The sequence below is a fragment of the Pseudoalteromonas sp. NH0006-46 genome, from assembly GCF_057547735.1.
The window spans coordinates 290,005-312,530 of the sequence record NZ_BAAJML010000002.1 but is presented as its reverse complement, the minus strand read 5'-3'; the positions used below and the strand labels follow the sequence as shown (position 1 = coordinate 312,530).

The window sequence follows — 22,526 nt, the reverse complement described above, 5'->3', positions numbered from 1 at the left end:
ATTTAATTAAAATTAACGTTCGTAGACTACTTCTACATCGTAATCATCTTCATCCCAGTCATCCCAATCATCATCGTCGCCTTTGGTGGCTTTTTGATGGTAGGTATCCCACTTAAATTCTATTTCTTCATCTTCAACTTGCTCAAACTTCTCTTTAGGCATGCTGTCAAGCAATGTCATAATGTCGTGTATAAGCGGTTGAGTATGCAGCTTGTTAATAGCTGAAATTTTATAGATATTTTCAGACTCACCTAGCTCTTGTGCAATCGCATCGCATAATGCTTGTGCTTCATCTTCAGGCAATAAGTCTATTTTATTAAATACTAACCAACGCGGCTTTTCTGCAAGCTTAGGACTGTATTGATGCAGTTCGTTTATAATTGCAAACGCATTATCGACTGGATTTGATCCATCCACAGGCATTACGTCAATGATGTGCAATAACACACGACAGCGCTCTAAATGCTTTAAGAAACGAATACCTAAACCAGCACCATCAGATGCACCTTCAATTAACCCTGGTATATCAGCTATTACAAATGACTTGTTAGCTTCAGGGCGCACCACACCTAAATTAGGAATAAGTGTTGTAAATGGGTAATCGGCTACTTTTGGCCTTGCTGCTGACACACTGCGGATAAACGTTGATTTACCTGCATTTGGTAAACCTAATAAGCCCACATCGGCTAATAGTAGTAGCTCTAGTTTTAAGTTACGTACTTCACCGGGGGTACCTAATGTTTTTTGACGAGGCGCTCGGTTAGTACTTGATTTAAAACGTGCATTCCCCAAGCCGTGGAAACCACCTTTTGCAACCAAAATTCGTTGACCATGTTGAGTCAAATCCCCAAGCCCTTCTTGCGTATCAACATCGGTAATACGCGTACCCACTGGCACCATTACAAATAAATCATCTGCTTTTTTACCTGTACAGTTTCGGCTACGCCCGTTTGTACCGCGCTCAGCTCTGTGAAAGCGCTCAAACTGATAATCAATCAGGGTATTTAAGTTTTCATCAGCCTGTAGATAAACACTACCACCGTCTCCACCGTCACCGCCGTCAGGCCCACCATCTGGGACATATTTTTCACGTCGGAAAGACACGATACCGCTTCCGCCGTCTCCGGCCTCTGCGCGAATTTCTACTTCATCTACAAACTTCATGATTACTCACTTTAGGGATTGGCTTGCTAATTTATACATTATATACCGAAGCCAAGCCGATTGCAGGCTTGGCTTTGGTATATATTTTTTTCTCAAAACAAAAAACCCCGCAAAGGCGGGGTTTTTTAACTACCTTACTGATTACTCAGTTACGATAGTTACGTATTTACGGTTTAAAGGACCTTTTTGTTCAAACTGAACTTTACCATCTGCTTTTGCGAAGATAGTGTGGTCTTTACCGATACCTACGTTTGTACCAGGGTGGAAACGTGTTCCACGCTGACGAACAATGATGCTACCCGCTAGAACTGATTCGCCACCAAAACGCTTAACACCTAGGCGTTTGCTTTCTGAATCGCGACCGTTACGAGTACTACCAGCTGCTTTTTTATGTGCCATTTCTAAGTACCTCTAATTAAGCGCTAATGCCAGTGATTTTAACTTCTGTGAACCATTGACGGTGGCCCATTTGCTTACGAGAATGCTTACGGCGTCTAAATTTAACAACCTTAATCTTCTCACCGCGACCATGTGAAACAACCTCAGCTGTTATCTTACCACCGTTTACGAACGGTACACCGATCTCGATCTTCTCACCATCAGCAACTAAAAGCACTGAATCAAATTCAACTGCCGCACCAGTTTCAACGTCTAATTTTTCAAGACGAATCGTTTGACCTTCAGTCACACGATGCTGTTTACCACCACTTTGGAAAACCGCGTACATAATTAACTCCGTCTGTGCACCCTCAAATCGGTGCAACTAAAATATTCTTCGATAGGGCGCGAAGTTTACGCTAACGCGAAATAACTAGCAAGCCTATTTTGTAATTAAAATGAATAAAAAGTAGCTGCTTTGAGAGCAATTCAATATTTTCTCTATTTTATATTAATTAAGCCTTTTGCCAAGCGCTTTTTAACTCTTTGTAAAAATAATCCTACTGAGCAAAATGCAACCTGTGCAGTTCATTCTTCAAACTCAAAAATCACTTTTACTGCCCAATAATTAAACAGACTTGTTATTAAATTAAGCACTTATTAAGCACTTTAAGTGGGTTTTTTAAATCAATCGTCACAAAATATCGAGCTAGTGCGTTTTTTGTTGTACAATCTGCGCCGTTCACACATAAAAATTGGCTCGGAGATCAATGGATATAAAAGCTATCCAGGCGTTAATAGAAAGCGATATGAATGACGTCAATCAACTTATACATGCGCAAATGCGCTCAGATGTGGCGTTAGTAAACCAACTTGGTTTATACATAGTTAACAGCGGCGGCAAACGCGTTCGCCCTATGTTAGCTATTCTAGCAGCCAAAGCGCTAGGATATACAGGTAAAGACCACATTACGCTTGCGACCATTGTTGAGTTTATTCACACCGCGACCTTATTACACGACGACGTTGTTGACGAGTCAAATTTGCGCCGAGGCACGCCTACAGCTAACGCTGAATTTGGAAATGCTGCAAGCGTATTAGTTGGCGACTTTATCTACACGCGCTCATTTCAGTTGATGGTCGGTTTGGGCAAAATGCAAATTATGCAAATACTTGCTGATGCAACCAATATTATTGCTGAAGGTGAAGTGCTGCAACTTATGAATTGCAACGATCCAGACACAACCGAAGCCAGCTATATGCAAGTTATATACTCTAAAACAGCTAAGTTGTTTGAAGCTGCAACTGGGCTTGCAGCCATTATTACCGACAATGATGAAGCCACTCTCAATGCGTTAAACTTGTATGGCATGCACCTAGGCACGGCATTTCAACTTGTTGACGATGTGCTGGATTATAATGCCGATGCAGACCAGCTAGGTAAAAATATTGGTGATGATTTAGCTGAGGGAAAACCTACCCTACCGCTCATATATGCCATGCAACATGGTAACAGTGAGCAAAAGCAGCTTATCCGAGACGCCATTGAGCACAGTAACGGAATGGACAATTTAGAGGCTATATTAGATGCGTTAAAGCACACCAATGCTTTAGAGTTCACAATGAAAAAAGCCGAATTAGAAGCTGATAAAGCAATTGCTTGCCTAAACTTTTTACCTGAATCTGATTACAAACACGCATTAGTCAGCTTAGCCCGCATAGCGGTAGACCGTGACCATTAATATTTAGTGGCTCGATGTAAATAAATTTAGATCAACAAAAAAGCCTGCAAATGCAGGCTTTTTTAATGCTCAATTTGGCTATTACGCCATGAAATCAACACCTTCTTTGATGTCTTTTTTCAGAGTCTCAAGCATGTCGTTTTTCGCTTTTTCTTCAAAAGCGCTAAGTTCGCCGTAAGAAAGAATTTCTTCAACGCCGTTTTTACCTAAGCGTACTGGGTGTGCAAAATACTCTGCATCACCATCTTCAACAGCAACATATGCATAGTCTACAACTTCTTCACCTTGTAGGCCTTTAACTAAAGACATACAAAAACGTGCTGCAGCAGCACCCATTGATAATGTAGCTGAACCACCACCGGCTTTAGCATTTACTACTTCAGTACCTGCATTTTGGATACGTGGAGTAAGCGCAGCAACTTCGTCTTCAGTGAAAGTAACACCTTCAACTTGAGAAAGAAGAGGAAGAATAGTTGTGCCAGAGTGACCACCAATTACAGGTACTTTAACTGTAGCAACGTCTACACCTTTAAGTTCAGCAACAAATGCTTCTGAACGAATGACGTCAAGCGTAGTAATACCAAATACACGGCTTGCATCGTATGTGCCTGCTTTTTTAAACACTTCAGCAACAATAGGTACGGTGCCGTTTACTGGGTTAGTAATAATACCCACAAGTGCTTTAGGACAGCTAGCAACAATACCTTCAGCTAGTGTTTTGATGATACCGGCATTTACATTAAATAAATCTGCACGATCCATACCTGGTTTACGTGGCATACCCGCTGGAATTAAAACAATGTCAGCACCTTCAAGCGCTGTGTTTAAATCGTCTGCGCCAAAACCTGCTACTTTAACATCAGTTGGGATGTGTGATAGGTCAACAGCAACACCCGGTACAACTGGTGCAACATCGTAAAGTGATAATTCAGAACCAGCCGGTAAGCCTGTTTTTAATAGTAAAGACAATGCTTGACCGATACCGCCTGCAGCACCTAATACAGCAACTTTCATTGGAATTCTCCGTCATTTGAGGTAGGAAATACTTGTGGCCCTTAAGATAATGAAATTAGCGCCTAAAAACAAATTTATCGGGCCTATTTTGCGATATTTTCGACCATAGTTGTAAACTTTGGTGGTTTATCGCATCAAACTGTCAAGTTGACTAAACAACTGCTGCATAATTATTCATTTTTGTGTAGTATTTACAGCATAAATAACAATAATGAATAAAGACTATGCAACCTCAAGATAAACAAGAAGCATTGGTAAAAGCGTTTAAGTCTCTTTTAAAAGAAGAAAACTTTGGCTCTCAGGGCGAAATAGTTGATGCTCTCAAAGAGCAAGGCTTTGATAATATAAGCCAGAGTAAAGTGTCACGCATGTTAAGTAAGTTTGGCGCTGTGCGTACCCGTAATGCTAAGCAAGAAATGGTTTACTGCCTCCCCGCTGAAATGGGAGTGCCTACAGCTAAAAGCCCATTACGCCAGTTAGTAATTGATATTATGCATAATGAAATGATGATCATTATTCGCACAAGCCCAGGTGCTGCGCAGCTTATTGCCCGCTTACTTGACTCGTTAGGAAAGGCCGATGGTGTACTCGGTACTATTGCCGGAGACGATACTATATTTATTGCTCCAGCAAAAATTTCTGAAATAGACGTAACACTTGAACGTGTACGTATTTTGTTTGATACGGTTTAAATTTGCTTTAAAAACCCAACTGAGGGGGCAAAAAAAGCTGACCCCATATCGGCTTGAGTAAAATCAAGCCAGTGGTCGTAACACTCCCCCTCACCTAAACGGCTATTCAATACAGCCTCAAATGCAGTCCCAGTGCTTGCGCAGCTTATGCATAACATCCCTTGTTCATAAACATCACCATAAGGCATACTTTGATTCAACAAAAGGGGTTGCCCTTCTTCATCTTTTAATTCACTGCGCGTGGCATGGCTCGTATTTAACGCAGGGGTTATTAACGTGTTATCTAGGCGTGTACGGCCCATTATTTGTTCTTGTTCACTGAGCGATAAATGCTGCCAAACAGTTAAGTCGTGTTTGTAGCGTTGAACATGAATATAACTTCCCTGATCTTCAAAACACCCTGGTTTATTAATTAACGCGGTTGCTCGTTTTTTTCTACCATGTGGCATATCGCCACCATAAATAAAGCCGTTAAAGTCTCGGCCATCTAAAAAGCGAAAGTTACGAATTTGCTCCACCAGCTCTACATCAGGTGCAAAAAGCTTTAAAACTTGCAGTGCAAATAAGTGATTTACATCTTCTCTATCGGAACGCACCTGCACAAACAAGTCACACGGTTGGACACTCATTTGGTGATCTGAATGATTTATATTGGGAAAGCTTTGCAGCTCACTAGGAATATATTCAGGAAGGATATGAGGCCAATATTGGGCACCAATGGCAACAACACATGACAACATTGACTCTGAAAACTGATCGTTAAACTCTTCTTCAATAGCGCTTACTTGCTTTAGTTTAGCGCGCAATGATTCGTCTTGACCATCAAACACATTAAAAAATAAATGCAAACCATGTAGGTTTGCTTCAGCACAAATCCCAGATTGCGCTTGCGCCATTGTTATTCCTCAGTTTTACAGATATAAACACAGTAAATAACATTTGATTACGATTCAAAAAAGTTCACTGTGTGGGGTTTTATTTTTATTATAACCTGCTCATTGATTTCAAATGATTGGCCATATTGCGCTGCAACTTCAAGCGTTTGCTCGGCTATGACAACTTTATAAATATGAGCAGAACCAATAAAGCGACGACTTAATATTGTAGCCCGTTTACTGAGTTTGTCACTTTGACACTCTTTCACCAGTTCAATTTGATGAGGTCGCACATATAACTCACCACTACATGAATTGTGGCTTGCTTGCGTATCAGACTCAACAGTACCAAAAGGTGTTTTATATTCAGTTGCCGTTAATGCTTGTGCGGGTAAGTATATGCCTTGACCAAGAAACTCTGCAACCACCTTTGACCTAGGCGCAGCAAAAAGCTGCTCTGGCGTGCCTTGTTGGGCAACTTTTCCACGATGCATAATGGCAAGCGTGTCTGAAAAAGCAAACGCCTCTTCTTTGGAATGGGTAACAAATACCGCTGATACTTGTTGCGCCTTAATAATGCGGCGAATATCAGCAATTAACTCAAACCTAACTTGAGTATCTATATTAGAAAAGGGCTCGTCGAGTAATAACAAACTAGGTTTGTAGGCCAATGCACGTGCAATCGCAACACGTTGCTGCTGCCCTCCGGAAAGCTGGTGAGGAAACCTATCGGCACAACCCGACAAATGCACTAACTGAAGCATTTCATCTACACGTTGTTGTTTTTCGGATTGGCTCATTTTACCTAACCCAAACGCAATGTTATCTGCTACGCTCAAATGAGGAAACAACGCGTAATCTTGAAACATCATACCTATATTTCGGTGCTCTGGTGCAATAAATGTTGATTCATCACTGACAAGTTTACCATCAATAAATACACTTCCTTGCTTAGCCTCAACTAAACCTGCAATGGCTTTTAGTGTAGTGGTTTTGCCGCAGCCACTTGCACCAAGTAAACACACAATCTCATCTTTACCCACCGTTAAATCTAAGTCTTCGATCACCTTTGTACCGTTATAGTGATAGCTTACACCTTGCAAAATTAAACTACTCATTTAACTGTGTTGCTCCATAGAACGATTAATAAAATACAAAGGGATAAATCCAACAATAACAATAAACAAAGCAGATATAGAAGCCAGCTCTAATTGCTCATCACTCACATACTGGAAAACATGCGTTGCTAGGCTTTCAAAATTAAATGGCCTCAGGAGTAAAGCTGCGGGCAGCTCTTTCATGCATTCAATAAACACTAATAACGCAGCGGTCAGTAAGCCTCGTCTTAATAAAGGTAGGTGCACTAAGCGCAAAGTTTGGCCTTGGCTTTTACCCATAGACTGGCTTGCCATATCAAGCGATGGACTAATACGCACAAAACTCGACTCTATTGCACCGTGAGCAATCGCATAAAACCGAACGACATAAGCAATCACTATAGTAAACACACTGCCTGTTAGCAGCAGACCTATGTCTAAATTGTATGACTCTAATGCTGCATTAATGCCATTTTCTAACACGGTAAGAGGTAATAACACAGCAATGGCAAGCACAGTACCAGGTAGCGCATAACCTGTACTCGCTAGTCGCCCAGGAATAAGTGGGTACGAATGTGATGCTATACGTTGATAAAAAACAACAAATACACCCAATGCAATTGTTATTAGACTCACAACACCTGCCACTTTTAGGCTTTGCCATGCATAATTGAAAAACTCAGCATTCCACGCTTTTTCAAAATAGGTAATCGCGTAATTAAGTAATACCGCAATGGGGATCACAAAAGACACAAGCAAAACCACACTACAAAATGCAGTCGCTAACCAAGCCGACTTACCCTTTAAAATATAAAGTGCCTCGCTATTTACACCCGATTGACGCTCAAATACGGCTTGATTACGACGACTAAAGCGCTCTGCCATAAGCGCTAAAAATAGCAATAACAACATAACACCTGATATTTTTGCAGCGGCAGTCAATGAGTAATACCCAAACCATGTGTCGTAAACCGCCGTTGTTAGCGTGCTAACAGCGAAATAGCTAACGGTTGCAAAGTCAGCCATTGTTTCCATACTGATCAGCGCAAGGGCCGCAACAATAGAGCCTCGAGACAATACAAGACTCACTTTAAAAAAACTTTTAGTTGGGGAAAGTCCCATTAATTGGCTTGCCTGTACCAATTTAAAAGACTGCTCTCTCAAAGCTGTTTTAAAAATTAAAAATAAATAGGGGTAAAGTACCAAAGCAATCATGACTATTGCACCAGGCAAAGTGCGAATATCAAAAAACCAGTAATCACTGGGTGACTGCCAGCCAAACCACTCCCTTAGAGTAATTTGCACGGGCCCAGCATAATCTAGTAAATCGGTATACACGTAGGCAATAATGTAAGTAGGCATGGCAAGAGGCAGCATGAGCGCCCATTCAAAGTGTTTTTTACCTGGGAAGTTACAGTAAGCGGTTAGCCAACCAAGTGGCAAAGCGATAACACTACTGAGTACACACACCCCTAAAATAAGTAGTACAGTATTAGCAATGTAATCCCAAAGCACCGTATCCCAAAGGTGAGTAAAAACCTCGGAGTTGCCTTGTAGCGATTCAAATAAGAGGAAGAACAACGGGGCCGACAAAACCAAGCCTGTCGACCACGCGAATAGCTGCCATTTAGACAGCTTAAATTTATAAGTCATTAAAGATCGAACTTCACCTCATCAATTAACTTAAGCGCTAACGGACGATATTTACTGATCTCATCAAGTGGCAAGCTATCTTCTTTAAAGCTGCCCCAAGATGCAACCAAACTGGATAATTGAACACCAGGCTTAACTGGGTATTCCATATTAAGCGATGCATACATATTTTGCGCTTTATTGTCGGTCATATACTCTATGAGTTTCAAGGCATTTTCAGGGTTTTTAGCATATTTAGTAATAACAGCCCCCGATACATTGATATGTGAGCCACGATCAATTTGATTAGGGAAATTAATGTGCACTGCCTCTGCCCATGTTTTTTGTTCTTCGTCTTGCAACATTTTACCTAAATAGTAACTATTGCCTAACGCAAGATTACATAGCCCCTCTTTAACGGCTTTAACTTGAGCACGGTCATTACCTTGTGGTTTACGTGCTAAATTAGCCTTAACGCCTTCAAGCCATGTTTTAGTTTGCGCTTCACCGTGATGCGCAATCATTGAAGCAACCAACCCTAAGTTATACGGATGTTTACCTGAACGAGTGCAAATTTGCCCTTTATATTTTGGATCAGCCAGTTCTTCGTAAGTTAGTTTTGGTAATGCGCCCAAACGATCTTTTGATGAATATACATTTCGCACGCGTTTTGTTAACGCGACCCATTGTCCATCACCATCACGAAAGGCAGAAGGTACGTTACTATCAACGTGAGTGCTATTAATTGTTTGAGTTAAATTTAAATCTTCCAATTGAATAAGTGCACTAAAATTAGACGTTAAAACTAAATCGGCTTTACTATGTTTACCTTCACGTTTTACACGCTCAATTAATCCTTTTTTAGCAAACACAACATTTGTTTTAATACCGGTTTGCTTTGTAAAACCGTCTAAAATAGGTTGTATTAAAAAAGGTTGGCGAAAAGAGTAAATATTAACAACATCATTTGCAAAGGCTGGCGCCGATGCGATAAACCCTAAAGCGATAGCGAGTGTTTTCTTCATTATTCCACCTAAATAGTAATTATTATCAATAATTCTACCGTGAACAGTTAAAAAGTGCACACCCTAAATAGCCATAAATACCAAAAAAACGTCCAAAACAGAAATACTTTGTAAGAGATATCTCACGGGTGTGCCAGCTTATAAGTAAAACGCCGATTAAAAACCTACCAAAATAAACTTAAACTATTGATAAAATTAACCTTTATAGTATTTAACAATAATAATACATAAACTGTATCGTGTTTTTGTCCTACTTTAGTTAGGCCATTCGCCTATACTTAACCCATCAATTAAGCAATGACGCTTAACGAGTAAAAGGACAGGGATTAATTACTCGATAAACCAGTGACTGGTTATAAATGACAACACGGAGTTAGGACAGGCTCAGGATGAGCATCGCAATGGATTGTTAATAAAAGGACAGCATCAGGAAGATGCATAAAGGAGTGTAACATTGGAATGTTGCTTAACAGGATGTTGAAGGAATAAAAAGGACAGGCCTTATTAACAGGCAACACAATGGATTGATAACAACATGGAAGCACTAGGAAGTGCAAATGAAGGATTTGGTAATAGGTTTTACCACAACAGGACGTTTAGGAATAAAGGATACAAGCCCGGATTGGCTTACATTGCATAGAACTAAAAAGTAATATAGCAATAAACATGGAACAGTAAAAATTGGAGTTGATTAAGTTCAATTGCAGGATGCAAAAAATTAGAAGATTCCGCAAGCGCGCCTAGAAATAGAGCGCGCTTTTCTTTGCCCAAAATTTAATACTCATAGCCAATGCAATCGGTATTAAATAGACTCCGGTCTGCCTTTATTTCGTTTTCCCATAAGATACGCATCTCGAAACTTTATAAAGTGATCTTCAAGCTTTTCAGCGGCCTCTATTTCACCAGCGAGTGCTAGCACTAAAATACCTACCTCAGCTGTACCTAACTGATGCGCATGCGGCGCAACACGTAAACGGTAGTCTGATAACTTATCAGCTGTAATAGACAATACGGGCAAGTTATCTAGATATGGGCTTTTGCGAATCATTTTTTTCGCTTCACGCCATGTGCCATCCAAAAAGATAAACAGCGGCCTTTTACCAGACTCAATATTTACTTGTGTAATTGCCCGCCCCGCTTCTACATCTTCAGCAGGAAAAATAACCATTGGCTGATATTGCTCATCATTAATGAGCGCTATTAGCGCATCATCTGGGTTAGTTCTATCCCATTTAAAAGCATGATTATCAGGTATAATTTCGGCAATTAAACGCCCAGTATTCGAAGGTTTAAAACTTTCGTTATGGTACATCAATAAACACACTGCAGCATTGCATTGCGCTTTCTCTACACCTTCACAAATACAATAATGCTTTGCAATTAAGCATTGCTCACAACGTGCTAGCTTAGCGCCACGGGCATTAAATTCGCGACGAGATTCACTAATTTGCTGAGCGCGTAATACCAGTACTGAATTATGGGATGAGTGAGTCACAGTGATTAATTACCTATAAATTGTTCGGCGCGTATTGTAGCTAAAAACATGATGAATAGATATCAGCTATCAGCTATCAGCTATCAGCTATCAGCTATCAGCTATCAGCTATCAGCTATCAGCTATCAGCTCAAAATAAAATGGCACTTTATCAAAGCAAGCTTTGCATATTTTTAAAATTAACAGTTATAAAAACAAAAAACCCAAGCCGTAGCTTGGGTTTTAAAAAAGCGGTGTTAGTTAAAAGAAATTACTTCTTCTTTTTAACTGCTTTTTTATTTGGTAAATCAGTGATTGAACCTTCAAAAATTTCAGCTGCAAGGCCAATTGACTCGTTCAATGTTGGGTGAGCATGAATAGTAAGCGCTAAATCTTCACCATCTGCCCCCATTTCAATACCTAAACCGATTTCGCCAAGCATTTCGCCCGCGTTAATACCAATCATGGCACCACCGATTATACGGCCGCTTTCTTTATCAAAAATAAGCTTAGTAGAACCTTCAGTACGAGAAGATGCAATTGCACGACCTGACGCAGCCCACGGGAATACCGCAGTTTCAATGCTTAAACCTTGCTCTTTAGCTTCTTTCTCAGTAACACCTACCCATGCAATTTCTGGGTCAGTGTAGGCAATTGAAGGAATACATTTAGGGTCGAAGAAATGCTTCTGACCAGAGATAACCTCAGCAGCAACATGACCTTCGTGAACCGCTTTATGCGCAAGCATTGGTTGGCCAACTAAGTCACCAATTGCAAAAATGTTGCTTACATTAGTACGCAACTGTTTATCAACGTTAATAAAGCCACGCTCATCTACATTTACGCCTGCTTTTTCAGCATCAAGTAAATTACCGTTAGGCGTACGACCTACTGCAACAAGCACTTTATCGTAACGTACTGGCTCAGCTGGCGCGTTTTTGCCTTCAAATGTAACGTATAAACCATCATCTTTCGCTTCAACACCCACAACCTTAGTTGAAAGCATAACGTTAAATTTATCGCTTACGTATTTTTGGTAAATTTTGATGATGTCTTTATCAGCTGCAGGAACTAATTGATCAGCAAATTCTACAACATCAATAGCAGAACCTAACGCGCGGTAAACAGTACCCATTTCAAGACCGATAATACCACCACCTAAAACAAGTAGTTTTTCAGGTATATCTTTAAGCTCTAATGCGCCCGTTGAGTCAATTACACGATCATCTTCTGGGATGAAAGGTAAGTTAACTGGTTTTGAACCTGCGGCAATAATCGCGTTGTCGAATGTAATAGTTGTTGTGCCGTCAGCACCTTCAACAGCTAAAGTGTTGCTACCCGTAAATTTACCATAACCTGGTACAACTTTAACTTTACGCATTTTAGCCATGCCGTCTAAGCCGCCCGTAAGCTGACCAACAACAGACTCTTTCCAAGAGCGGATTTTGTCTAAGTCAATTTGTGGTGCGCCAAAAGTAACACCATGAGATGACATTTCAGCTGCGTCATCAATTACTTTAGCTACGTGTAAAAGTGCTTTTGAAGGAATACAACCAACATTAAGACAAACACCACCTAATGTTTCACGTGATTCTACTAGTGTAACTTCTAAGCCCAAGTCAGCAGCACGGAAAGCTGCAGAGTAACCACCCGGGCCACCGCCTAGTACAACAACTTGAGTTTTTAATTCGTTGCTCATGCTATTACCTTAATTGTTTGAACGGGACACTGCCCTAAAATTTAACTGCCATGTTTCTGCATGGGCAGAAAATCAGAGCAATTCACAAATAGTGCAAAGATTGTATCATTGCATATAGTAAAAATCCCAGCTAAAAACAACCGGCTGGGATTTGATTTTGTTTTTCTTACAAACATCAATTGAATTAAATTAGCGAGCAATTAACGCGACAGGAAAATAGCGCTATAACAAGGTAGAAATTACGCTATATAGTTTTTCCTATATGAGTAATTTCTGACGCCGTTAACGTGCTATTTAAATCGCTAGAATGATCGCCTTTTTAATAAAATTGGTGTTACATCACTAATTGACGTATATCGCTCATGTAGCTTGCAAGTGTTGCTGTACAACGTGCTGCTAGTGCGCCATCAATCACTCGGTGATCGTACGACATAGATAACGGAACCATTAACTTAGGCTCAAACTCTTTACCGTTCCACTTAGGCTTAATCTCAGATTTAGATACCCCTAAAATAGCTACCTCTGGTGCGTTAACAATCGGCGTAAATGCCGTACCGCCAATTCCACCAAGGCTTGAAATAGTAAAACAGCCGCCTTGCATGTCTGATGCAGTTAACTTGCCTTCACGCGCTTTTTTAGACACGTCCATTAGCTCGCGAGATAACTCAATAATGCCTTTTTTGTCCACGTCTTTAAACACAGGAACAACTAAGCCATTAGGCGTATCTACTGCCACACCTATATTAATGTATTTTTTAAGTATCAAGCTTTCGCCATCTTCAGACAGCGACGAGTTAAACGTTGGGAACTCTGCAAGTACTTTAGCTGCGGCTTTCATCACAAACACAAGTGGTGTAATTTTAACGCCCAGCCTCTTCTTCTCGCTTAACACGTTTTGTTCTTTACGGAACGCTTCAAGACTTGTGATATCCGCTTCGTCAAACTGTGTTACATGTGGGATTTGTACCCAGTTACGGTGTAAGTTTTTACCCGATAACTTTTGGATGCGAGATAATTTTTTCTCTTCAATTTCGCCAAACTTAGCAAAATCTACTTTAGGCCAAGGAATTAAGCCCAGCTCACTACCACCGGCGTTACCTGCTGATGCTGAAACCTGACCAGACTCAACTTGCTTAACTAAGTTTTTAACATAGTTTTGCACGTCTTCTTTAACCACACGGTTTTTACGACCCGTGCCTTTTACATTAGCTAAGTTAATACCAAACTCACGGGCTAAACGACGAACAACTGGCGATGCATGTGCATACGCGCTGTTGTTTTCAAAGCTTTCATTGTTAGCTTTAGCCGCAGGTGCAGCTTGTGCTGGTGCCGACTCGGTTTTTGCAGGTGCAGCCGCTGGCTTTTGCTCAGCAGGCGCAGATGCTTTTGCTTTTGCTGGTGCACTGCCGGCCACTTCAAAAACAAAAATAAGTGAGCCTGTTTTAACTTTATCGCCAGTAGCTACTTTAATTTCTTTTACAGTACCTGCAAATGGTGCAGGTACTTCCATAGCCGCTTTGTCGCCTTCAACGTTTAAGATAGATTGCTCTTCTTCTACGCTATCGCCAACAGCAACCATGATTTCGGTTACTTCAACTTCGTCGTCGCCAATATCTGGTACGTTTACATCTTTTGTACTTGATGCAGAACTTTCAGCTTGCGCTGCTGGTGCAGACTCTTGCTTAGGTTCATCTGATACAGGAGCGCTTGAACCAGCAACTTCAAAAACAAATACCAAAGAACCCGTTTTAACTGTATCGCCAGTAGCGACTTTAATTTCTTTTACAGTACCTGCAAACGGTGCAGGCACTTCCATAGCCGCTTTGTCGCCTTCAACGTTTAAGATAGATTGCTCTTCTTCAACAGTGTCGCCAACAGCAACCATGATTTCGGTTACTTCAACTTCATCATCACCAATATCTGGTACGGTTACTTCTTTAGTTGAAGAACCTGAAGCTTGAGCCGGGGCTGTTGATTCAGCAGGTGCTTCTGGTGCTGCATCAGCACCAGCGCTTTCGCCTTCAAATATAAACACTAAAGAGCCCGTTGTTACCGTGTCGCCAACATTTACTTTAATTTCTTTTACAGTACCCGCTTGCGCAGCAGGTACTTCCATTGAAGCTTTATCGCCTTCAACAGTCAGTAAAGATTGGTCAACATCTACTTTGTCACCAACGCTTACTAAGATTTCGGTTACTTCTACGTCATCGCCACCGATATCTGGAACATTAATTTCAATACTCATTGCAAACCTCTTATGCGTACAGTGGGTTTAGTTTATTAGTGTCGATGTCGAACTTCTTAAGCGCGTCAACAACCACAGACTTTTCAACTTCACCGCGTTTAGCAAGTTCAGATAACGTTGCAACAACAACGTAGCTTGCGTTAACTTCAAAGTGACGACGTAAGTTTTCACGACTATCAGAACGACCGTAACCATCTGTACCCAACACTTTATAGTTATTGCTAGGAATAAATGAACGGGCTTGCTCTGCGTAGTTTTTCATGTAATCGGTAGCGGCAACAGTTACTGAGTCGTTTAATACGCTCGTAATATAAGCTGTTTTTTGCTCGCTTTCTGGGTTAAGCATGTTGAAACGCTCAACATCTTGGCCATCACGGGTAAGCTCATTAAATGACGTTACAGAATAAACGTCTGATGCAATGCCGTAATCTTCACTTAAAATTGCCGCAGCTTTGCGTACTTCCGTCATGATAGTACCTGAGCTTAATAGCTGTACGTTGGCTTTTTTACCTTCGTAGCTTTCAAGCTTGTAAATACCTTTACGAATACCTTCTTCAGCGCCTTCTGGCATTGCTGGCTGATGGTAGTTTTCGTTCATAAGCGTTAGGTAGTAGTAAATGTTTTCTTGGTTTTCACCGTACATACGACGAATACCATCTTGAACAATGACTGCTACTTCAAATGCGTACGTTGGGTCGTAAGAAATACAGTTAGGAACCGTATTTGCAAGAATATGGCTGTGGCCATCTTCATGCTGCAGGCCTTCACCGTTTAGTGTTGTACGACCGGCAGTAGCACCTAATAAGAAACCACGTGCTTGTTGGTCACCCGCCATCCATGCCATGTCGCCAACACGTTGGAAACCGAACATAGAGTAGTAAATGTAGAACGGGATCATTGGTAAATCGTTCGTGCTGTATGATGTTGCAGCAGCCACCCATGACGACATTGCACCTAGCTCGTTAATACCTTCTTGAAGTACCTGCCCTGATGTTGCTTCTTTGTAGTAAGAAACAATATCACGGTCTTGAGGGGTGTAGTTTTGACCATGCGGGTTGTAAATACCAATCTGGCGGAATAAACCTTCCATACCAAAGGTACGCGCTTCATCGGCAATAATTGGCACAATATTTTTACCAATGCCTTTATCTTTTAATAAAATATTAAGTGCACGAACAAAGCCCATTGTGGTTGAAATATCACGTTTTTGCTCTTCAAGTAATGGCTTAAACGCTTCGACTTCTGGCAACTGTAACTTCTCAGAAAATTCTGCAATACGCGTGGGTGTATAACCTTTTAAGTCTTTACGACGAGCATGCAAGTACTTGTACTCTTCAGAGCTTTCATCAAGCTCTAAGTAAGGTAAGTCTTTAATTGCTTCTTCAGAGACTAAATCTTGTAAGCCTAAGCGGTCACGTAAGTGTTCAACATGGCTCATGTCCATTTTTTTCACTTGGTGCGCAATATTTTTACCTTCAGCTGCTTCACCCATGCCGTAACCTTTTACCGTTTTAGCTAGGATCACAGTAGGACGGTCGTTAGTTTGCTCGGCCTTTTTGAATGCTGCGTAAAGTTTTGATGGCTCATGTCCACCACGCTTAAGTGCAAAAATTTCGTCATCGGTCATATCTGCAACAAGGGCTGCTGTTTCTGGGTAACGACCAAAGAAATGCTCACGAACGTACGCGCCATCTTTTGCTTTGTATGTTTGGTAATCGCCGTCAATAGTTTCGTTCATTAACTGCAGTAATTTACCTGTTGTATCTTTAGCAAGCAGAATATCCCAGCCGCTTCCCCATACAACTTTAATTACGTTCCAACCAGCACCTTTAAATAGGCCTTCTAGTTCTTGAATAATTTTACCATTACCCATTACTGGGCCATCTAAACGCTGTAAGTTACAGTTAATTAGGTAACATAGGTTGTCTAGCTTTTCACGAGCAGCGAACGAGATTGCACCACGTGATTCTGGCTCATCCATTTCACCGTCACCTAAAAACGCATATACACGTTGGTTTTTAGTGTCTTTTAAGCCACGACCGTCTAGGTATTTTAAGAAACGCGCTTGGTAAATAGATGCAATTGGGCCTAAACCCATTGATACTGTAGGGAACTGCCAAAATTCAGGCATTAATTTAGGGTGTGGGTACGACGGTAAACCTTTACCATCAACTTCTTGGCGGAAGTTATCTAGTTGAGCAGCGCTTAAACGCCCTTCAACAAATGCACGTGCATAAATACCCGGAGAAATATGGCCTTGGTAATAAACTAAGTCGCCACCGTCTACGTCGTTTGGTGCTTTGAAGAAGTGGTTAAAACACACTTCGTAAAAAGCAGCTGACGATTGGTAAGACGCCATATGGCCGCCTAAGTCGAGATCTTTTTTAGATGCACGCAGAACGATCATAATCGCGTTCCAACGAATAATTGAACGAATACGACGTTCAAGATTCACATCACCTGGGTAAGCAGGCTCTTGATCTACAGGGATAGTATTAACGTAGTTCGTGGTAATACCCGTTGGCATATCAACGCCATCTAAGCGGGCTTGCTCTAATACTTGCTCAAGTAAGTACTGAGCTCGTTCAACACCTTCTTCGCGCACAACTGATTCAAGAGCTTGTAACCACTCTTGTGTTTCTAGCGCGTCTACGTCAATTTTATTGACTTCAGACATATGGAGGTTTCCTTATGTTTAAAATACGAATGTTGTTAATTTAATACAACTGATACTTAACTTAGTGTGTTCAAGTAATAGAGTATTAGCTTAATTTTGTTTGGTGCGTCTTAAACTACGTTCAATTCGCGAATATTCTTTGCCCGCTTCAAGCAATGCTTCTTCAATAAACGCTAAATGCGCATTACTTGCTAAACGAGCTTGCTCTGGATTGCCGTCAATAACCGCATCCATTAACAAACGCCTGTGCTGAGCTAACTGACTGCTAATATCTGGCTTTTCTAATAAAACCGTTAAATTTTGCAATACATTTTGTTCAAGCAGCGCTTGCATACCTCTAACCAAGTGCAATAACACAACATTATGTGAGGCTTCAGCCACACTAAAATGAAAGGCATTAATTGCTTTTGCTTTTTGCTGTAAGTCATCTTGCGATAGCGCAATTTGATCAAAGCTTTGTTTTACTTTAGTAAAATCATTACTCGTTCCTCGTAGTGCTGCATAGTAAGCAGCAATACCTTCTAATGCATGACGAAATTCGAGTAAATCAAATTGTGATTCAGGGTGTTTACTTATCAGCTCAAACAATGGATCAGTTAGCCCTTCTTCAAGCTGATTTTTTACAAACGTACCACCGCCTTGACGACGCGTAACGAGCCCTTTTGCCTCTAACTTTTGGATGGCCTCGCGCAGCGAAGGACGAGACACTTCAAACTGTTTTGCTAGTTCACGCTCTGGAGGCAGCTTTTCTCCTGGTGCTAACGAGCCCTCAAGAATCATATTTTCGAGTTGCTGTAAAATAACATCAGATAATTTTGCTGCTTTAATCTTTAAAGACATGAATCAACGTCCGCGTTGTATAAATACCAAGCCCTAAAATTGGGGCTTAAAGTTATAAGATTTACCCAAAAGGTAAATTGGTCATACCAAGAATTTGCAATACGTTATCAAAAACCCATATAGCTGTCAATTTACAGGTTACTTGCACGGGGATATTAGCGTAACGCATTTTGAACGAAGATCAAACAATACACAATATAGCTTAATTTTGAGTAACTGATAAGGTGGCCATTCAAATGGTCTGACCAGATAAATTTAGAGTTTTAACTCTATTTTAAAGGAGGGGCTAATCGCAATGTTTAAATAGAAAAGGTAACCAAAAGGCAAAGCACTTTGGGGTAAATAAGTGCTTTGCTTTTAAATAGGCTGTAAAAATAAATAAGGTGTTAAGACAAGCCACCAAACAGGGTCAGTAATGCAATTAAAACTAAATAAAATAGCACATTACGCTTAACTAATTTAATCATACACGTTGCCTCGTAAGTGCAACCATAATAACGCTTCTCTACTTGCTCTGCTGCAAGCGCAGTATAGGTGACGACCTTTCGGTTAGGGCTTGAAAAATCAAGCGCATAATGTAACCAGCAGCTAGTGCCTTTATTAAAGTTACCAATCACTAAGTAACCAAAACTCGCTATACGTGCGGGTAACCAATCCAACCAAAAAAGTAGTTTATGTATTAGCTTAAAATGTTTAGCAAATATCACTTTGTGGTTGTCTCGTACTAAATCAGCAAAGGTACGCACAAGAGCATATAAAACAGCGCCTGGTGCTCCCAAAACCACAAACCAAAAAATAACCGCACAGTAAAATCTAAAGTTTACCCAAGCAAGTGTTTGCCCAAAGGTTTCACCGCCTTGTTGATCTTCAGTACGTTTTTGCCCCATTTGCAATGCATATAAAGAGGCTGCAGTACCATCATCTCGTGTGAGTGCGTTTAAATAGGCTTTATATAAAGCGCGCTGCTTTGCACAACCAAAACAAACAAGTAAAACAGCAATATTAATAGCCAACTCCCACAACACAAAATTTGACAAGCTATAAATGCATGCCATGGCTACTACAGGTAAAAACAGCCAAATTAAAAAGCCAATTGCCGAACTAAATAAACCGTTACGGGCAAGTAAGCGGTTGGAGCGCTTTAAATAGCCATTGGCGTAATAGCTTATTTGCCAATAGTTAGACCGTGCCCCTAAACGCTCTAAAATTAACGCTAAAATAATAGATACTAAAATCATGACATTGACTCTCTCAACTTGGTTGCTCAAGCATATTTAAAAATAATGGCCAGTTAAAGCTAAGGCCGGGGTCTGTTTTACGACCTGGTGCAATATCGCAGTGCCCCACAATACGCGAAGGGGTAATTTTTGGATAGCGTTGCATTATAGATTTACTTAAATGACATAACGAGGCGTACTGAGCGCTGGTATAAGCCGTTGTATCGGTGCCTTCAAGCTCAATACCAATACTATAATTATTGCATGCAGTTTGCCCTGCAAATTCAGATACGCCCGCATGCCAAGCGCGCTTACTAAATGGCACGTATTGGACCACCTCACCGGTGCGTTTAATAAAGCAATGCGCTGAGACGCGCAGCCCTTTTAAATCACCAAAGCTTTTATGCGAATTACAGTCAATACACCCCATAAATAAATCATCCACAAAGGGGGTACCAAACTGCCCTGCTGGTAATGAAATATTATGAATGACCAACAAGGTAATATCTGTATGTTCAGGGCGCTCATCATAGTGCGTACATGCTCGCTGAGTTGCAGCTTTTAAAACCCCATTTAAATCTATTGCCATTACATTATTACCAAACTATTTATAATCTTGATGCTAAAGGATTTGTAAAAATAATGATAGTGACTAAGCCCCGCCTAAATAGGTAAGCAATTAAAAGTGGCTTACATTTTACTATTAAAGTCCTAAGCTATACGCTAATAATTAAAAGCGCTTCTATTCATTATTTAAACATAGTAAAATTTTCTTTAATTTATTAATGCTTATGAGCTTTTAGCCATGTCTATTTCGCACACTTTACTTAGTCAACTTGTTACCCTTGCGCTCGACGAAGACTTAAACTACCAAACTGCAGCCGATGGTGACATAACCGCTCAGCTTATCCCACAAAACGAGCAAGCTAGTGCAAAAGTTATAACTCGTGAAGATTGCATATTTTGTGGAAAAGACATCATAATTGAAGTATTCAAGCAAGTGGACCCAACAGTACAAGTATCAGTACTTGTTAGCGATGGCGACTTTGTAACGGCCAACAGCCCCCTGTTTACAGCAAAAGGTTCAGCCCGCGCAATTTTAACGGCAGAGCGAACCGCTCTTAACTTTGTACAAACTTTATCTGGCACAGCAACCACCACTGCGCATTATGTAAAAGAACTCAGCGGCACAACGACCCAGCTACTCGATACCCGCAAAACTATTCCGGGGCTCAGAGCCTTACAAAAATATGCAGTAAAATGCGGCGGTGGCGCAAACCACCGCATAGGATTGTTTGATGCGTTTTTAATTAAAGAAAACCACATAGCAGCCTGCGGCGGTATAGATAAAGCCGTTACTCAGGCCAAACTAAACCACCCGAGTAAACCGGTTGAAGTTGAGGTTGAATCGCTGCAAGAACTAAAGCAAGCCATTGACGCAGGCGCCGATATTATCATGCTTGATAACTTTAGCGTTGAACAAATTAAGCAAGCGGTTGTTTTAACTAACAAACGCGCTAAATTAGAAGTGTCAGGCAATATGACGTTAGCAACACTCAAAACGTATTCTCAAGCGGGCGTAGACTTTATATCTAGCGGTGCATTAACAAAAAACTTACAATCAATCGATTTATCGATGCGTTTTGAATGATGTATAGCCAAAGTAATAATTTAGTTCTACATTTAATAAATGCTAAAGCGTTGACAAGTTAAAACAAAAGTAATTTAATAGTTAAAAATAACTAATTGTAACAATTTGTTAAATTAATTAGCTGTTTTAGGAAAAGTAACGTGCTATTAACTAAAATAAAATGATACACTTGTACTGTTTTATTATAAAAGCTCGTAATAAATAATGAGTTATTAACGTTTAAATTAAAGTTAATAAGCAACTTTTGTTATTTATTCCTACACTTTTATTGGCTGCTGGTAGACTTTATTTGCATCCAATTTATAAATAGCAAGTTACATATAAAATATAATGAATTCACACCTAGCTTTTGTGTTTCATACCCTAAAGCTAAAGTGCAAATGTAGCGCGGATAATATCATTCAAACCGAGAGATAGCGCAAAAAGTTTATTTTAAGCAAAACTGTAAAGTAAATCAGTTAAATTAAGCTCGGCATAATGCCAATTAAGTGATTTAACTTACACAATCTATCCTTTAGGAGAGGAAACATGAAAACAATGACTCAAAAACAACAGGGTTTCACCCTAATTGAATTAATGATTGTAGTAGCAATCATCGGTATTCTTGCTGCAGTAGCATTGCCTGCATACTCTAGCTATCAAGCTACTTCAAAACTGACAGCTGGCTTAGCAGAAATTTCAGCCGGACGCACGGGCTTTGAAATAGAAAAGAATAATGGTACTGGAACACCTGCAGTAGCAGATATTGGACTTAGTGCATCAACTGAAAACTGCACTATAACAACAACGGCTGATTCAATAGTTTGCGTGATTGCCAATGCTCCTACACAAATTACAGGGGCTACACTGACATGGAGCCGCAGTGCTCAGGGTGCTTGGTCATGTGCTACAACAGCACTATCAGCAGACAGTAAAGATTTGGCCCCTAAAAGTTGTCCACAGTCTTAACAAGTTTACAAACAATCAAAGCGCCTAAATGGCGCTTTTTTAATGCGTAAGAATCAGAATTTATGAATATGGTAAATATAATAAAGTCATCGTTTATCAACCTTTTTTTTCTATGTACGCTAATACCTTTAATGCCAATGGTTTCTTACGATTACC

Annotated in this window: 19 protein-coding genes; 4 read left to right on the top strand and 15 right to left on the bottom strand. The window is 40.4% G+C overall.

Going from position 1 to position 22,526, the window contains the following annotated elements:
* Nucleotides 1-12: 12 nt before the first annotated feature.
* From cgtA to rplU, 3 genes are all read right to left on the bottom strand, one after another.
* The gene (cgtA, locus tag AC27I2_RS06260; protein ID WP_058404498.1) at nt 13-1,164 is read right to left on the bottom strand and encodes an Obg family GTPase CgtA; all 1,152 of its coding nucleotides are present in this window, start codon (nt 1,162-1,164) and stop codon (nt 13-15) included.
* A gap of 141 nt (nt 1,165-1,305) precedes the next feature.
* Complete coding sequence (rpmA, locus tag AC27I2_RS06255; protein ID WP_002957747.1) at nt 1,306-1,563, bottom strand: 50S ribosomal protein L27; 258 nt, start codon at nt 1,561-1,563, stop codon at nt 1,306-1,308.
* A 16-nt stretch (nt 1,564-1,579) separates the two neighbouring features.
* Nucleotides 1,580-1,891: a 50S ribosomal protein L21 gene (gene rplU, locus AC27I2_RS06250; protein WP_006794538.1), complete on the bottom strand. Its 312-nt coding sequence runs from the start codon at nt 1,889-1,891 to the stop codon at nt 1,580-1,582.
* Between the two features lie 421 nt (nt 1,892-2,312).
* Here rplU and ispB point away from each other — a divergent pair, with 421 nt between their 5' ends.
* A complete protein-coding gene (ispB, locus tag AC27I2_RS06245) occupies nt 2,313-3,284 on the top strand; it encodes an octaprenyl diphosphate synthase (protein ID WP_058404499.1) in 972 nt (323 codons plus the stop codon).
* Nucleotides 3,285-3,365: 81 nt separating this feature from the next.
* On the opposite strand, the gene mdh is transcribed toward ispB, so the two are convergent.
* On the bottom strand, nt 3,366-4,298 hold the full coding sequence (mdh, locus tag AC27I2_RS06240) for a malate dehydrogenase (protein ID WP_487203753.1): 933 nt from the start codon (nt 4,296-4,298) through the stop codon (nt 3,366-3,368).
* 224 nt (nt 4,299-4,522) lie between these two features.
* On the opposite strand from mdh, the gene argR reads away from it, so the two are divergent.
* Nucleotides 4,523-4,990, top strand: coding sequence for a transcriptional regulator ArgR (argR, locus tag AC27I2_RS06235; RefSeq protein WP_006794541.1), 468 nt, complete (start codon nt 4,523-4,525; stop codon nt 4,988-4,990).
* On the opposite strand, the gene AC27I2_RS06230 is transcribed toward argR, so the two are convergent.
* The 11 genes from AC27I2_RS06230 to ampD form a co-directional block, all read right to left on the bottom strand.
* On the bottom strand, nt 4,987-5,886 hold the full coding sequence (locus tag AC27I2_RS06230; protein WP_058404501.1) for a Dyp-type peroxidase: 900 nt from the start codon (nt 5,884-5,886) through the stop codon (nt 4,987-4,989). The genes argR and AC27I2_RS06230 overlap by 4 nt on opposite strands.
* A gap of 47 nt (nt 5,887-5,933) precedes the next feature.
* Entirely contained in the window at nt 5,934-6,983 is a 1,050-nt protein-coding gene (locus AC27I2_RS06225) for an ABC transporter ATP-binding protein (RefSeq protein ID WP_138529152.1), read from the bottom strand.
* Nucleotides 6,984-8,615, bottom strand: a complete 1,632-nt coding sequence (locus AC27I2_RS06220) for an ABC transporter permease (protein WP_487203752.1) — start codon at nt 8,613-8,615, stop codon at nt 6,984-6,986.
* A complete protein-coding gene (locus AC27I2_RS06215) occupies nt 8,615-9,619 on the bottom strand; it encodes a Fe(3+) ABC transporter substrate-binding protein (RefSeq protein ID WP_487203751.1) in 1,005 nt (334 codons plus the stop codon). The genes AC27I2_RS06220 and AC27I2_RS06215 overlap by 1 nt, the downstream gene beginning before the upstream one ends.
* 802 nt (nt 9,620-10,421) lie before the next feature.
* On the bottom strand, nt 10,422-11,114 hold the full coding sequence (locus AC27I2_RS06210) for a tRNA-uridine aminocarboxypropyltransferase (protein WP_487203750.1): 693 nt from the start codon (nt 11,112-11,114) through the stop codon (nt 10,422-10,424).
* Nucleotides 11,115-11,364: 250 nt separating this feature from the next.
* On the bottom strand, nt 11,365-12,792 hold the full coding sequence (lpdA, locus tag AC27I2_RS06205) for a dihydrolipoyl dehydrogenase (RefSeq protein ID WP_039038017.1): 1,428 nt from the start codon (nt 12,790-12,792) through the stop codon (nt 11,365-11,367).
* Nucleotides 12,793-13,126: 334 nt separating this feature from the next.
* Nucleotides 13,127-15,037, bottom strand: a complete 1,911-nt coding sequence (gene aceF, locus AC27I2_RS06200; RefSeq protein ID WP_487203749.1) for a pyruvate dehydrogenase complex dihydrolipoyllysine-residue acetyltransferase — start codon at nt 15,035-15,037, stop codon at nt 13,127-13,129.
* Between the two features lie 10 nt (nt 15,038-15,047).
* The gene (aceE, locus tag AC27I2_RS06195; RefSeq protein ID WP_487203748.1) at nt 15,048-17,714 is read right to left on the bottom strand and encodes a pyruvate dehydrogenase (acetyl-transferring), homodimeric type; all 2,667 of its coding nucleotides are present in this window, start codon (nt 17,712-17,714) and stop codon (nt 15,048-15,050) included.
* 90 nt (nt 17,715-17,804) lie between these two features.
* Nucleotides 17,805-18,554 carry a pyruvate dehydrogenase complex transcriptional repressor PdhR gene (gene pdhR / locus AC27I2_RS06190; RefSeq protein WP_138530562.1) on the bottom strand — a complete coding sequence of 250 codons (750 nt, stop codon included), beginning with the start codon at nt 18,552-18,554 and terminating at the stop codon, nt 17,805-17,807.
* A 386-nt stretch (nt 18,555-18,940) separates the two neighbouring features.
* A complete protein-coding gene (ampE, locus tag AC27I2_RS06185) occupies nt 18,941-19,792 on the bottom strand; it encodes a beta-lactamase regulator AmpE (protein ID WP_058404509.1) in 852 nt (283 codons plus the stop codon).
* Nucleotides 19,793-19,805: 13 nt separating this feature from the next.
* Nucleotides 19,806-20,360, bottom strand: coding sequence for a 1,6-anhydro-N-acetylmuramyl-L-alanine amidase AmpD (gene ampD, locus AC27I2_RS06180; RefSeq protein WP_487203747.1), 555 nt, complete (start codon nt 20,358-20,360; stop codon nt 19,806-19,808).
* 216 nt (nt 20,361-20,576) lie between these two features.
* Here ampD and nadC point away from each other — a divergent pair, with 216 nt between their 5' ends.
* Together nadC and AC27I2_RS06170 are read left to right on the top strand one after the other, a co-directional pair.
* Entirely contained in the window at nt 20,577-21,422 is an 846-nt protein-coding gene (gene nadC, locus AC27I2_RS06175; protein WP_487203746.1) for a carboxylating nicotinate-nucleotide diphosphorylase, read from the top strand.
* Between the two features lie 528 nt (nt 21,423-21,950).
* On the top strand, nt 21,951-22,370 hold the full coding sequence (locus AC27I2_RS06170) for a pilin (RefSeq protein WP_487203745.1): 420 nt from the start codon (nt 21,951-21,953) through the stop codon (nt 22,368-22,370).
* Nucleotides 22,371-22,526 lie beyond the last annotated feature (156 nt).

Bases quoted from the DNA above. Each gene is read 5' to 3' on its own strand.
- cgtA (WP_058404498.1), bottom strand. From the start codon at position 1,164: ATGAAGTTTGTAGATGAAGTAGAAATTCGCGCAGAGGCCGGAGACGGC.
- rpmA (WP_002957747.1), bottom strand. From the start codon at position 1,563: ATGGCACATAAAAAAGCAGCTGGTAGTACTCGTAACGGTCGCGATTCA.
- rplU (WP_006794538.1), bottom strand. From the start codon at position 1,891: ATGTACGCGGTTTTCCAAAGTGGTGGTAAACAGCATCGTGTGACTGAA.
- ispB (WP_058404499.1), top strand. From the start codon at position 2,313: ATGGATATAAAAGCTATCCAGGCGTTAATAGAAAGCGATATGAATGAC.
- mdh (WP_487203753.1), bottom strand. From the start codon at position 4,298: ATGAAAGTTGCTGTATTAGGTGCTGCAGGCGGTATCGGTCAAGCATTG.
- argR (WP_006794541.1), top strand. From the start codon at position 4,523: ATGCAACCTCAAGATAAACAAGAAGCATTGGTAAAAGCGTTTAAGTCT.
- AC27I2_RS06230 (WP_058404501.1), bottom strand. From the start codon at position 5,886: ATGGCGCAAGCGCAATCTGGGATTTGTGCTGAAGCAAACCTACATGGT.
- AC27I2_RS06225 (WP_138529152.1), bottom strand. From the start codon at position 6,983: ATGAGTAGTTTAATTTTGCAAGGTGTAAGCTATCACTATAACGGTACA.
- AC27I2_RS06220 (WP_487203752.1), bottom strand. From the start codon at position 8,615: ATGACTTATAAATTTAAGCTGTCTAAATGGCAGCTATTCGCGTGGTCG.
- AC27I2_RS06215 (WP_487203751.1), bottom strand. From the start codon at position 9,619: ATGAAGAAAACACTCGCTATCGCTTTAGGGTTTATCGCATCGGCGCCA.
- lpdA (WP_039038017.1), bottom strand. From the start codon at position 12,792: ATGAGCAACGAATTAAAAACTCAAGTTGTTGTACTAGGCGGTGGCCCG.
- aceF (WP_487203749.1), bottom strand. From the start codon at position 15,037: ATGAGTATTGAAATTAATGTTCCAGATATCGGTGGCGATGACGTAGAA.
- aceE (WP_487203748.1), bottom strand. From the start codon at position 17,714: ATGTCTGAAGTCAATAAAATTGACGTAGACGCGCTAGAAACACAAGAG.
- pdhR (WP_138530562.1), bottom strand. From the start codon at position 18,554: ATGTCTTTAAAGATTAAAGCAGCAAAATTATCTGATGTTATTTTACAG.
- ampE (WP_058404509.1), bottom strand. From the start codon at position 19,792: ATGATTTTAGTATCTATTATTTTAGCGTTAATTTTAGAGCGTTTAGGG.
- ampD (WP_487203747.1), bottom strand. From the start codon at position 20,360: ATGGCAATAGATTTAAATGGGGTTTTAAAAGCTGCAACTCAGCGAGCA.
- nadC (WP_487203746.1), top strand. From the start codon at position 20,577: ATGTCTATTTCGCACACTTTACTTAGTCAACTTGTTACCCTTGCGCTC.
- AC27I2_RS06170 (WP_487203745.1), top strand. From the start codon at position 21,951: ATGAAAACAATGACTCAAAAACAACAGGGTTTCACCCTAATTGAATTA.